Origin of the sequence: Paenibacillus sp. FSL K6-3182, from assembly GCF_037976325.1 — a bacterium.
In the GTDB taxonomy this organism is placed as follows: domain Bacteria; phylum Bacillota; class Bacilli; order Paenibacillales; family Paenibacillaceae; genus Pristimantibacillus.
Window position 1 is genome coordinate 5520335 of record NZ_CP150265.1, and the last position, 14046, is coordinate 5534380.

Sequence of the window (14046 nt, forward strand, 5' to 3'; positions counted from 1 at the left end):
AGTACCTGTTCATTTCTTGTTCGTTTACCCTATAAACGATAGCTTTGTTCTCGATTAACGACTAAAAAACAACAAATTGAACCCTAAATCGCAAGCTAAGGCCTCTTTTCAATTGAACTATATAAGTTGAACTAAAGTTTCTCGTTTTGGTCGCTGGGCGAGAAGATCATTCTTACGATCGCGGTTGTAACCAGATTTTTTGATTGACTAAGACATTTAAAGGTAAAAATCCGGCTACAAAGGCGAACTCTGCGTTTCTCCAGAACGATCTTCTCGCTTCGCTTAAACTGTATTCCTTTAGTTCAACCAATATAGGAACTCCACTAACAACAAAACCTCTGCTTTACATCAAAGAAAAGACTCGCAGCGAAGAGGCTGCAAGTCTTTATCTGTTCAAGGAAGATGAATCGATTTCATTAAGGGTAACCTTTTCAATTATTTAGAAAACTGCCATGCACGAAATGTGAACAAATCCGTATCGGCCTTGCCTTTGAACACAAAATACAGATCGTGAATGCCTACGGCGCCTTCAACCACCGTATTTACTTCTGTCCAGCCTGTCGATCCGTCATCAGCCTGTGGAACAGCAAGCGAACCTATCAAATCGCCATCCGGACTGTCCAAACGAAGCTCTATGACGGCAGCTTCGCTTCCGCCTGCTATGAACGCCGAGAACGTAGAGGCGCCGGCGCCGAAGTCCACACCTGACACAGCTGTCCAATCGCCGTTGTGAATAGCTCCGATTGCAACCTCTTCTACCGTCGTTCCGTTATCGTCCATCTTATGCGGCAACGCATCAATGCCTGCGCTCCAAGCAAGCGTCCCCGCCTCCACTCGCACGAACGGGTTAAGCTTATCGAGCTGCGGTACGCCTTTCAAATCCGCTTCAATTTCTAGAATCGAGCCGTCCGCGCCGAAGCTCACTTTGTTCAAATGCGTCGATCGATAGCCTTTCGGTACACCCATCGCCTTTGATAATGTCTGCGCGTGATACGCAATGTACCATTCGTCCTGGAATTGGAACATCGCATGGTGGTTATTGCCGCCCACGCCGAAGAAGTGTCCGGGATTTTTCAGAATGGTGCCTTGGTATGTCCACGGCCCCATAGGATGATCGCTTGTCATGTAAGCGATTTCCCCTGCTGGCGGGCTTCCTTCTGGACGAGTGCCGTCGTAGAAGTTCGAGCAGTATGTGTAATAATAAGTACCGCCTGCTTTATTAATGCCGGCATCCTCGAACATAAATGGCGCAGGAATGACAGCGGCTTCACCGACGACGCTGATCATGTCGTCCCCTAGCTGCATAACGCGAGCCGTATCCGGCTTCTCCTCTTTGCCCTCTGGGATACCCCCGCCAAAGTAGATGTACGCCTTGCCGTCATCATCGACCAGCACCGCCGGATCGAACAGCCATGTCACGCCTTCTGCGGCCGGCGCCGATCTCGCAATTAACGGCTTGCCGATCGGATCGATCCAAGGTCCCGTCGGGCTGTCGCTCGTGAGCACGCCAATGCCACTGGCGTTATTCGCAAAGTAAAGGAAGAACTTATCCTTGCCGTCAATCACCTTATGCGCCGCTGCCGGCGCCCAGGATTGCGTCGCCCACTTCGCCTCCCCTTCGGGACCAGCGGCAACTACGAAACCATGATCCGTCCAGTTCATTAAGTCCGAGGAGGAAACGATCGACAGCCGCTTGATTGATCCGTAAGAGTTATCCTTCACCTCTCCAGCGGAGTCGTATTCTAGTACGTCGTAGGTATTGTAAATATAAACACGGCCATTATATACGAGAGCATAAGGATCTGCGCCGAATTTATGGGATACGATCGGATTGCCGTACTGCGGAAGCTTCCCGACCGCGCTGGCAGGCGGCTCATAGCTCAGCTTCGAGGTTGCCTGGTTAACGTCATATGCCGTGTTATTATGATTGGACTCCAAGATTTCCAGACTGCTTACCTTCAATTCATCTTTCATTTTCACAATCAACTCCCGCTTTTGTTTTAATGTAATCGTAGCCAGCGCTTTGCTGCCGTCAAGATTCGTGAATGAAACCTTGGAACCGTCGTCATTGCTGATCCAAAGCTCCAGCCCTTCATCGGAAGGCTTTAAGGCGACATTTGCCGCCGAAACATTATTGAGGTTCAGAACGATCGAACCGACTTCGAATGCAACCGGAATGTGAAGCAAGGCGCGAATTTGTACAACCTCAGCCCCGATCGGGAAATCATCCATGAGTAAATCCACTTCATATGTGCTATCCCTCTTCTTGCTAAGCTCTACCGTCTCTTCCTTCAGATAAGCCGACAGCTTCACATCAGGCCGCTGCTCCGATTCATTCCGGTTAGCTTGCAATTGGCTTAGAAGGAATATCGCTGTGGCGGTCACTGCAAGGGCGGCAATGATTCCAAAGCGCTTCTTGCTTGTCAAAAAGCTTTCACCTCTTTCCCTATTATTGAACATAGTAAGGTTAACCTCGGCAAGGAACAACCCGCCAAGTTCTCAGTCATTACCCGTCAATTTCTAGTTGTTATGCAGATGAATCCGATCACGAAGCGAAATAGCAATTCGATCAGCACCGCCAACTAACAGCCTTCGGTCTTATTGCAGGTTCCATTTATTTCGATATTCGGAAGGTGACATTTGCTCCAGCTTATCGAATTGTGTGATGAAGTAATCGGAATTGTTAAACCCGACACGCTCTGCCACCTCGTATATGCGCAAGTCCTTAATCCTCAACAATTTTTTCGCTTCTGTAATTCTCACCTGCTGCAGGTATTCATTAAAGTACACACCGTATTTTTTTTTGAAAAGCTGTCCCAAATAAGCCGGATTCAAAAAAAATTGACCAGCAATGATTTTTAAACTAATATTTTTGCTGTAATTTTGGTCGATGTACGTTTTGATTTTGTGAATTCTCCCCTTCCCGTAGGTTCTGTATAGCATGTTGATCAAATCGCTTGCTTCGAAAACGAAAGCGTTAAGCAGCCGTTTGATCTCGTCTAATGTGACATTGTAATCATACCAATTAATAATTGGTTCAAAGGACGTCAGCTCGGTTTCATCACCTTCCATGCTTCTAATCGATATACAAATTAATAACACGCAGTGTACGATGCTTGTTTGGATCGCCTCGGACGAGAAACGTTTCTCGCGAAATTCAGAAAATATCCGATTAACGACCAGTTTGATTTCATATGAATCATTCTCCTCTACTGCCTCTACCAACTTCCGACATAGGTCGCCGTCTAATTGTCCGTAAACCAATGTTGTTTCTTTCACTTCGCTATATGCAATGAAACACTCGGCGCTTCTGTAATACTTGCTAGTTACTGCTTTCTTGGCGCTTGCATACGATTCCTTGATCTTATCCAATTGCTTGACCGTTGTTCCCGCGTAGGCACGATACGGAAGCCCATAGCGATGTTCGAGCCGCATTAATAAAAGCTCCATAAACGTCTTTATGCTTCCTCCAACGCCAGCAAGATACATTGAGGGAACGATCAACCCATAGGTTCTTCCGTGTTCGTATATAAACGGCTCTGTCGCTCTTGGGACGATTTGCTGTATCGCATCCCGAATGTCTGCCCGAATTTTCTCCTTTAACGGAAACTTCCTTCCGCTCCAAGGATGAACGTTATTCAGCTCAATTAACGTGTATGTAAACGCCTCTGATCCGATCGCCATTTCCAGCAGTATGCTTTCCTCTTTCGCAGTCCCCGTCGATTCTCCCCTGATCAATGTTTCAATCTGCTTCTGGTTCTTCAGCATGCGTTTACGCACTTGAAGCTGTTTTTTCTTCTCCAGCTTGCCGTGCAGCTTCACAAGTGCATAAACAAAGTCATCTTCGTCGATAGGCTTAAGCACATAATCCAATACGCCCAAACGAACGGCCTACTGCGCATAACAGAAATCGGTATGCCAGCTTATTATAACGAACTCGGTATCGAGCTTCTCCCCCTCCGCAGCTTGGATTAAGGCAAGACCGTCGAGTACGGGCATTCGGATATCAGTAATGACAAGATCGGGTTTTTTGTCTCTAATCATGGCAAGCGCGTCCTTGCCATTAGCCGCTTCACCGATCACTTGATAACCGTTGCCCTCCCAATCTATCTTTCCTATAAAGTCTTTGCGGAAAAATAGTTCGTCGTCGACAATAATAACGCTATGCATGAGGCAGCCCTCTCTCTTCGAAAATTGAAAAGTGCTATATTTTTTAAAGTAAACGCTATAATTCCTTAAGCATCGACCATGTTATGATATGTTCAAAAAAATGTACTGTGGAGGTTGCGACAATGTCAGACTCAAACCAAGGTGCTTTCCATACAGGCAGCTACAGAAATCTATTCAAGGAACTTGGGTATTCCTTTCAGGAAATCGAAAGCAAGCTCGAGCAGGCTTGGAACGAGCTGTTCTATGGCAACCCTGAAATGCGCATCTATTACCCTTTGGGCGACGACAAAGGGTATCTTCTAGATACCGGCAATCTGGATGTACGCTCAGAAGGCATGTCTTACGGCATGATGATGGCGGTGCAAATGAACAAAAAAGATGAATTCGACAGACTATGGAACTATGCGAAGACGTTCATGCAGCATAAGGACGGGCGTTACAAGCATTACTTTGCGTGGCATTGCAAGCCGGACGGCTCTCGTATTTCGCAAGGTCCAGCACCCGACGGGGAAGAGTTTTTCGCCATGGCCTTAATTTTCGCCTCCAACCGCTGGGGTAACGGGCCAGTGCCGTTTGATTATTCCGAGCAAGCCAAAACAATTCTGCGCGCATGCATCCATCAGGGAGAGAACGGCGAAGGCGACCCGATGTGGGATCCAGCAACTAAGCTGATTAAATTCATACCTGAATCGCCGTTTAGCGATCCCTCCTATCATCTCCCGCACTTCTATGAATTGTTCGCGATTCATGCCGATGAACAGGACAGGCCGTTCTGGAGAGATGCCGCAGAAGCGAGTCGCTCTTACCTGCATGCCGCCTGCCATCCGGAAACGGGACTCTCCCCCGAATACGCGAACTATGACGGAACGCCTGCAGTACCTCAGCGGCACGGCGACTTTCGGCATTTCTTCAGTGACGCTTACCGCGTAGCGGCGAATATCGGACTTGACTATGAATGGTTCCGCAAGGACCCATGGCAAATCGATCAGAATAATCGCATCCAGGCGTTCTTCCGCAACATCGATGTTTCCGACTATCGTCGCTATACAATCGAAGGCAAACCATTTGATGAACCGGCGCTGCATCCGATCGGCCTTCTCGCCACGAATGCAATGGCTTCTCTCGCTGCGGACGGACCCGATTCCGCCTATTTTGTCCGCTTGTTCTGGGACACGCCCCTCCGTACCGGCGAGCGGCGCTATTACGATAATTGCCTGTATTTCTTCAGTCTGCTGGCATTAAGCGGCAACTACCGTATTTATTAAACAATTTCACAAGGTGAAACGGCTGTCGCCGTCATTTGGCGGCATGGCTCGATTTATTCCGAGTTATATAAGACTTCTTTATTGTGTAAAACATATAAAGTCTTACATTTCAATAAGAAAGCGGCAATCGTCTCCCTTGCTAACACGAGGAAACGATCGCCGCTTTCTTCATCTTTCATCCATCCGCAAGATTGCGATCCGCGGCATCGCTCGGCCTCTCGTTACATCAATTTATCGTCTTCAAGATACATCCACAACCTGACGAATCATATGTTTTTACCCTTCAAATTGTAGTACTGCAACAACCGGCTGCGCGCAGAAACAATAAACAAGGCGAAAGGATAAGAGAAACCTTATCCTTTCGCCTTGTTCATTGGAATTCATCTATACGTTGAGTGAATCGCGATACTCTTGGGGCGTCATACCCGTCACCTTCTTGAAGAAACGCGTGAACGAATGAGCGGCTTCATACCCTACTGATACGGCAACCTCTCTTACCTTCAAATCGTTGTCATGCAGCAGTTCCTTCGCTTTTCTTGCTCTGCAGGTGTCGATATATTCAGATAGATTAATGCCTCGTTCCTGCTTGAAGAAACGCGACAGATAGGATGGATTGAAGTAGTGGATTTCCGCAAGCCTTACCAAAGAAAGGTCCTCCCTCAGATGGTCGTCGATGTACTGGCAGATTCGGTCAATAACTTGCGAGGTTCTGTCCCGCTCATCGCTCTGCTTATATCGGAAAATCGCTTCCGCGGTTTGCTTCAAATACTCGAACCCCTCCTTCATCGAGGCATGGCAGTCCAGTCGCATCAGCTTCCCGTGATCATCAAGGCGGCTTTGCAGCCCCAGCTTGTTCAAGCACGAGTAGAGTATCAGAGCAACCGAATAATAAGCTTCGATGGATCGCTGCGCTTGCTCGTTGTGAAGCAGCGCCACTCTCGACAATTGCTCCCAATCAGAATAAAACTCTTCCGCGCGGCCAGCCTCCAAATGTGCAGCCATAATCTCTACTTTACGGCTCGGTACGAATGCTTCTTTCCCCGAAAACCCGTCCATATTCTCATCATGATCCCTTAGAATCATGCAAATGCCAGTTCCGATCCTAAGCTGCTGCAGTCGGCGCAGTCTCTCATATTGCTGGGTGACGGCCGTCCAATCGCAGCTTGCTCCGCTTATTGTCAACGTGATTTCCAGTTTAAGAGAGGAGAGGCAGGCTTCTTGGATAAGCTCGAGTACCCCCTCGATATAACATGCAAAGTCGACCGCTGGTTTCTCACCGCTTTCACTTCCAGGCTGTATGAACCACATAAGGTCACCATGCCGATCGACAATTCCGATGCTCTTCACATGTTCCTTCAGCAAGGAATCCCATATCGTCCTGGCCGAAGCAAGCAGCTTGCTCCTCTCCGTATACGTCATGCCGGACGGGTACGACAACCTAGCAAGCACGAGCATGACAGTTTTCGTTGGGTCCAGTCCGATATTCAAATGGCCGAATTCCTCCATGAGCTCCTTCTGCTCCGAACAGAGCGAATCGCTCTCATGCAGCAGTTGCCTCATATAATCGCCTTGCGCCATGAACTCGTATGCATACTTCTGCTCACGTGATTGCTCAAGCAACATGTTCTCGACCGTGCTTCGCTGAATATCGAGCAAGGCGCCCCGGACGGCTTCCGTCACTTTCGCATACCCTTCTGTCTTCAGCAAATAACGGACATCCGGCATTTGAAATGCCCGGTAAGCAAAATCGAATTCGCTATGTCCCGTAAGGAAAATGACCTTGCATCTCGGCCAATACGTCAATATTTCTTCCGACAACTCCAGTCCGTTCTTGCCCGGCATGGCGATATCAGTCATTACAATATCGATGCGCGTTCGCGACATCCACTCCAAAGCTTCCTTAGCAGAATACGCCTTGCAAACGTCCAATTGATCCGGAATGAGCTTGCTCAACACCTCATAAAGTCCGTCGGTTATAATTTCCTCGTCATCGACGATTAGTAGCCGGTGCATCCCCATCCGCCTCCTTTGAATTTATGCGTATTTCGACTCGCAAGCCACCTAACTCACTTCTTGATAGAAACAAGCCGCTGCCTTCGCCATAGGTCAGTATAATCCGACGGTGGATATTAATGATCCCTGTCATTTCATGCGCTTCCCCGTTATTTGCCATTTGACCGTTCAAAGCGTCGATTAGATCGTCGTCGATCCGGCTTCCGTTGTCTTCGACGACAATCATAGACTCCTGCTCATTCCGTACAAAGAAGATGCGCAGAAAGCCCTCCTCCGACATTTTCTCAAGACTATGTTCATACGCGTTCTCGATAATCGGCTGAACGATAAGCCTTGGTACACGTATGCGCTCCATTTCCTTCGGCAGCTCGTCGAACTGTACGCTTATGCGTCTAGAAAACCTAAGCTTCTGGATCTCGGTATACATCCTTGCATGCTTGATTTCCTCCGAAAGGTAAACATTATCCTCCCCATTGCGCGTAATGAATCTGAAATATTCGCCCAGCATATTTGTAAAAAGCTCGATACGATCCGTATCGCCCGTTTTGGCAAGCGAATTAAGGATAAAGAAGCTATTGTACAGGAAATGCGGGTTAATCTGTGACTGCAGCTGCTTCAGCTCAGCCTTCTGCATCATCAGCTTCTGCTTAAAATCCTGATCGATCAGCGTCTGCAATTTGTTCAGCATCTGATTAAAACGATCATATAAATAACCGAACTCGTCCTTCTTCTCGTGATCGATCTGAATATCCAGCGTGCCGCCTTCCATTCTGCGGAAGCTCTGAACAAGCAGCAGCAGCGGCCGATGAACGAGCCTGTATGTCGAGAGAGAATAAACAACTATAGCGAGAATCGACGTGCCCGTGAACAGCCAAGCCCATAGATTAAACTTATTAAGCGGCCTTTTGACCGTCTCCTCCGGCAAATACGTGACGACCGAAAGCCCTAATTCCGGTGAATTGGCTTTGTCGACATGATACGATTGTCCATTTACTTTCAATAGCAGGGAACTTTCTTTCGAAAGACGAGTTGTTTGCAAATATTTGTCCAAAATAACGCTAGAATTGTCGTTGCCAAGCAGCGTAAAATCCACCTCATCGGCGATCAAAAAAGAACCGCTCTCAGCATAAACGCTCAGTTGATTTAACGATTCCTTCAGCTTCGCCGTATCGAGCTCGATCTGCACGATATAAAGCGGCTCTTCCCCCTTCCTTCCCCCGAACTTGGAGGCGCTTAGATGAAGTGAATCTCCCTGCCTGATGAGACGCTTCGCCCCGTTTCGTTCCGACACGGCACGGATCTGATCATACCTTCCTTGCTCGAGATCGTGAACGGCATTGCCGAATGAGAGCGTTTTGCCGATGGAGGGGATATGAACGTATATATCCTTCATATAAGCGCTGCTGTTCTTAATGGAGGTCAGCCGATGAACCAAGTAGTCCATGCTCTCCTTCTTCTCGACGCTGTCCATCATATCCCACGTTACCGCGACTTTCGTAAGCTCTCCTTCCTGCAGCATATCGAATTGCTGAACCTCCAGCCATTCCACCTCGCGGTTCATGTCCTCAAGATACGATGACAGCTGCGCCAAGGTGTTTCTGGAAATGTCCTGGCTCGCGTTGGTGTAGCTCCAGTTATATAAATAAACGCCAAGTAAGATAATAGGCAAAATAACGACGAGATGCATGATAACAAGCCTTAAAAACAAAGCATGGCGCATGGAATTGACGGGTATCTTAAGCAATCTTACACAACTCCTCGCAAGCAGCTTTATCTATGGAGGGAACAAGGAATACTAAAGGAACGCCATGAGAGAACCTACTTCTTATCTAGGATGTACCGTCTTTCTTGGTATACCACTCGTTTACCTCAGCCGTCATCTGCGATCCGCCTAATCGATGCCATTCTTCGACGAAGCGGTCAAATTCCTCGATAGGCCGTCCGAGAATAATGTTCATATATGTTTTATGCTTCAAATCGTCCAATATGGATTGCTTCTCGATAATCGCTTGCGTCGGAACGCCGACGAACTTCTCGTAGAGCAGCTGATTGTTTTTTTCATACTCCCTGAAGATGGAGAACGCCCCCTTGGGCCCGTAAGTACGTTCCCACCCCCAGCCGGTTACGTTGTTTTTAGTCAAATACGCATCGATATTTTTTTTGATCGCTTTAGCTTCATCATGCAGCACCGCTTCGTCTCCCGTGGTCCGGAATTCATCCAGCTGCAGAAAAGCCTCGTAATTTTTGAGCAATGGCGCGGGAGTAAAAGGCGAGAGCTGCCATGCTGGATACGGAGTGCTGTAGTAGGTTTCGTATTCCGCTGTAACGCCCCAATTTTTCTCTAGATGCAAATTGATCATTTTCACGATCGCTTCGGGGTGCTCTACCCCTTTTTTGACGGCTAGAAACTGCGTAGTCGCAAAGCGAAGCGGTACTTTGGGCTTCTGGCCGCTATCCGACACAATAGGGAATGGCTGCCAGTCCGCATCGGCATCCTTTTCGTAGCTTGCTTGAACCAAGAATGAACCCCATTGCTCTCCGAACATCATGCCGATTTTCCCTTCCGAGATCATCGCCTTCTCTTTACGGCCGTCCTTTAACGCAAATTCCGGATCAATTTGTCCATCGCGGTACATCTGCTGAAGAACGGCTAGCGCTTTTTTCACTTCCGGCTGAACGGCTCCATTCATAAGCTTGCCCGTATCATCCTCCAGCCAAATGTTTGGGTAAGCGCCGTAACCGGCCATAAAATCCAAAGCCCCCATAACGGGATCCCACAAATATTGCGTTAGCGCCAGCCCGTACGTGTCGTTTTCGCCGTTTCCGTCGGGATCGTTTTCTGTAAACGCTTTCGAAATTGCGAGCAAATCATTCATCGTCTCTGGCGGCTTTAAATCGAGCCGCTTCAGCCAATCGGTCCGTATCCATAAGTATTGGGCGCCTTCGATCGATGCCGACGTTTCTGGTATCGCCATCAGCTTCCCGTCAATCGTTGCCGCCTCAAACGGCCCCGTCCCTTCCTGGTTCAGCACATCCTTGGTGAACGGCGCTGCATACTGCTCGTACACGCTGGTTAAATCCTGCATGAGTCCTTCGTTTGCCAATTGCCGCAACTGCTGCGCATTCACTCTGACGATATCGGGTATGTTGCCCGATGCTAACGCAGATCCTAATTTTTGTTGATAGAGATCCCTTTTGGCAGTCCATTCGTACTTAACCCGAATGCCAAGCACATCCTCGTATAGCTGGCTCCACCGATTGTTATCGAGTGTCTCCCCCGGAAAATTGGCTATCAAATCCGTAAAGTCTTCGTCTATTTCCCGTACGAGCGAAATTTCGATCGGAGGATTATATTTGGTTAAGCCTAAATCCGAATACATCGATTGTTCCGTACCTTCGGTATCAGGCTTCTCTGCCGCTTCCTTATTTTCGCACGCCGTAAGCGTCTGCATAAACATGAATACGGCGAGCATGAGCGCAGCCTTATTCCAAATTCGCTTCCGCAAGATGACAACCCCATTTCTCGACAACGAATTAATCATGCATGTTTATTATTCTCCATGATTGATCACCAAAAAATCAAGAGCCAATCCTTTATAATGTTACCCAATCTTTACTTGATGAAAAAAACGAGGCACAAATCGGAACCCGATTGCCGATAGCATGCAAAAAACACGCCGGTTCTGGCGTGTTTCATGTAGGCCTATTATTCCTCTCCCAGCTTAAGCGCTTGGCTAATTCGCGTACGCGACAACCGGTAGACGAGAATCGACAAGCCGATGCCAATCGTGAGCCCAACAATGCCATAGAGCTGCACATAATCTCCCAGCTTGCGCACGATTTGGAACGGCGGCACTTGCTCCGTTGTTGCGAAAGACATTTCGAACAGCGGAACGTATAGATCGCTCGTCAAGTTGCCGATATAGACGCCGATAATGATTGCGGCTCCCGAGGTGAGCGCCTGCTCGCTGACAAGCATGCCGAATACCTGGTAGAACGGAATGCCCATTGCCTGCAGCACTCCGTATTGAAGCGTGCGTCCGGATAAGGTCAGTACCCAGAAGATCAAGAAGCCGAAGAAGCAGATGAGCATCGCAACGGCAAAACCAAGCGTCATAACGCCGTTCATTGCCATCCGCAGCGGAGCGTTCGCGGACTGTATCAATTCCTGCTTTGCGTCACGGACACCCACAAGCGGAATTCCTTTCTCCGCAAGCTGATCGTAGATATGCGAGCTGGAAATGCCGGCCTTCAGCTTATACCATACCTCGTATGGCTCGAGTCCAATCCGATTCTGAATTGTACCCAGATGTCCAACGATCAGATGAGGTTTCTCCGTCTCCTTGTCTCCGAACGACCTTTCGGAAGGTAGAGGATTCCATGTCGGCCAATAGTCGATAATGCCATATACAGTGAACAGGGCTTGGGATTGTCCCTGCCAATAAACCCGAATATTATCGCCCGGCTTTACGCCGTGCTCCTCGGCAATGGAACGAGAGACGAGCACCGCCATCGGGTCTGGCGCAATAAGATTAAGATAGTTGTTAATGTGAGAATCAAGCAATCCGTCTTTCATCCAGACCGTCTTGCCGTAATCCAACGTGTCGATGCCGATTATCGTCATAACGCCTGAGCTCTTGTTTTTCGTTTCTACGAAAAACGCGTCTTCCTTCCTGAACACTTTGGCTGCCGATTCCACGCCATCCAGCTCTCTCATCGGCTGGATGGGCGGCTCAATGTACTTCATTTGCTTCGAATTCGGTGCCAGACTTGCTTGACCTCCGGAATCGGACTCGTAGGTTTCCCACTTGGCCTTCACCGTGATATCCGCGCCGATAGCATATTGGATTTTACTTTCCATATTATCGTTAATTGTCCGCGCTGCATTGGCACTGAACAACCCTGTCGCTACAGTCATAATTAGAAACACCTTGATCGTCAAATATTGGCCGGATGAGCGACTGATCTGCACAAGCGAATGGTAAAGCGACGGCGGCCACCATCTGCGACCAGCCCAATATAAGAACCGAATGAACCATGGATAGACGCGAAGCGCCAATAGCCCCCCGCCAAGCGCGAACATTGCGGGCATGAAGAACAGCAGAGGATCAACCTGCAAGACATTGGCATCGAGCGCAAGCCGCTGCAAATCGTCCATTCGTTTATTGAAGTTAATCAGTAAATAGATGGCCAATCCGACCAAAATAATATCAATTCCGCTCTTGTACCAGAACGAGAGCTTAGCTCCTCGAGCCATCTTCTGCTTGTGGCTAACGATGCTGACGCGAGTAGCCATAAATGCCGGAATCAGGATCAGCACAAGCGCCGCACCAACGGCAACCGCTCCAATCTTGTAAGACTTGCTGCTCAAGCTGATCTCAAGCGCCGAACGCTGGACGAACTCCAGAAAGCCGCTGGAAGCGCCCAGCAATTGTGTAAATTTCACGCCAAGAAACGGTCCGATCGCAAGTGCACTGAGGCCAAGAAGCAAGCCTTCTACGGTATAAGCCGTCATCAGCTGCGTACGGCTTGCTCCTCGGCTGCGCAGCACGGATATTTCCGTCTTCTGCTGATTAATAATCAGGTTTGCAACCATATATAAATAGAAGGAGAGCATTAGCATGACGGGCGTGTACAACGCCAACATCATAACGGTCAGTTGACTCTCCGTCGAATGATATGATGCCGCTGTCGGCGTTGCCGGAATTTCGACCTCGGCAATGCCGATATAACCTTGGAAAAAACGTCGAATCTCGGTATCCGCCTTAACGAGCTGATCGATAAACTCAACGTTCAATTGCTCATATTCCATAGCATAACGCCATTCAAGGAAAGCGATTGCCGCTTTGCCTCCTTGTACAAACTCGCGCTCGAACGTCTCGAATGGAATCATGAATCCGTCAACGACCTCTTCTGCAACAAAAGGCAAATATGGCTCCGCATTTGGATCGGTTACAATAAGTCCAACAGGGATTACACGGAAGCGTGCACGATCCCCTGTCATCACTTCGGCGATCAGTTCTTCTCCGAGCTCCCTCTTCGTCGACAGCAAGAAGCGTTCTGTAACGAGCGCCTCGTAGACGCCGTCCGTTCGATCGACGGGCATCCGTCCCTCAATAAGAAGAACCCGATGTTCCATGTCCGTCAGCGTCCTAAAGCCGCCTGTCGCATTCAGCACTTTCTTCTCTTGCTCCGACGCGTCCGCCCCGTATATTTTCATTTTTGATGTAAATCTTTGTTGGTAGAACGCTCTTGCTTCCATACCCAACCGCTCGGGTATCGATTGTACGAATTGATCGGCCTCGGCGATCTGGCTTCTCGTCTTCTCGTCCGTCGTCTTGGAGGAGACGGTCGTACTAATTCCTACATATCCAGGAAATACAGCTTCCCTCTCTTGAAGCTGCTGGAGCTCCCTCAGCAACGTCCGCTGCAGGATGGCATCAGAATAAAGGGGCATCGAGCAGAATAGAGCCACACATACAGTCAGACCGAACCACAAGTTCAGCTGCAGCCACTTATTATTCACCATCTTGCGGAGAATCATCGTCCATAATGCCATATATACACCCCCGTCCTTGATATGAAGTTCATAGCAGGT

Annotated in this window: 8 protein-coding genes; 1 reads left to right on the forward strand and 7 read right to left on the reverse strand. The window is 48.6% G+C overall.

Annotated elements, in window-relative coordinates:
- Window positions 1–435 precede the first annotated feature (435 nt).
- From MHH56_RS24385 to MHH56_RS24395, 3 genes are all read right to left on the reverse strand, one after another.
- Complete coding sequence (locus MHH56_RS24385; protein WP_339204245.1) at window positions 436–2427, reverse strand: glycoside hydrolase family 43 protein; 1992 nt, start codon at window positions 2425–2427, stop codon at window positions 436–438.
- Between the two features lie 171 nt (window positions 2428–2598).
- Window positions 2599–3882, reverse strand: a complete 1284-nt coding sequence (locus tag MHH56_RS24390) for a helix-turn-helix domain-containing protein (protein WP_339204246.1) — start codon at window positions 3880–3882, stop codon at window positions 2599–2601.
- Between the two features lie 9 nt (window positions 3883–3891).
- Window positions 3892–4170, reverse strand: a complete 279-nt coding sequence (locus MHH56_RS24395) for a response regulator (protein ID WP_339204247.1) — start codon at window positions 4168–4170, stop codon at window positions 3892–3894.
- Window positions 4171–4292: 122 nt separating this feature from the next.
- Here MHH56_RS24395 and MHH56_RS24400 point away from each other — a divergent pair, with 122 nt between their 5' ends.
- On the forward strand, window positions 4293–5435 hold the full coding sequence (locus MHH56_RS24400; RefSeq protein WP_339204248.1) for a glycosyl hydrolase family 8: 1143 nt from the start codon (window positions 4293–4295) through the stop codon (window positions 5433–5435).
- A gap of 384 nt (window positions 5436–5819) precedes the next feature.
- On the opposite strand, the gene MHH56_RS24405 is transcribed toward MHH56_RS24400, so the two are convergent.
- The 4 genes from MHH56_RS24405 to MHH56_RS24420 form a co-directional block, all read right to left on the reverse strand.
- On the reverse strand, window positions 5820–7448 hold the full coding sequence (locus MHH56_RS24405; protein WP_339204249.1) for a helix-turn-helix domain-containing protein: 1629 nt from the start codon (window positions 7446–7448) through the stop codon (window positions 5820–5822).
- Window positions 7423–9168 (reverse strand): histidine kinase, encoded by a 1746-nt coding sequence (locus MHH56_RS24410; protein ID WP_339209720.1) that lies wholly within the window; start codon window positions 9166–9168, stop codon window positions 7423–7425. The genes MHH56_RS24405 and MHH56_RS24410 overlap by 26 nt, the downstream gene beginning before the upstream one ends.
- A 109-nt stretch (window positions 9169–9277) precedes the next feature.
- Complete coding sequence (locus MHH56_RS24415) at window positions 9278–10990, reverse strand: extracellular solute-binding protein (protein WP_339204250.1); 1713 nt, start codon at window positions 10988–10990, stop codon at window positions 9278–9280.
- Between the two features lie 164 nt (window positions 10991–11154).
- Window positions 11155–14007, reverse strand: coding sequence for an FtsX-like permease family protein (locus tag MHH56_RS24420; protein ID WP_339204252.1), 2853 nt, complete (start codon window positions 14005–14007; stop codon window positions 11155–11157).
- Window positions 14008–14046 lie beyond the last annotated feature (39 nt).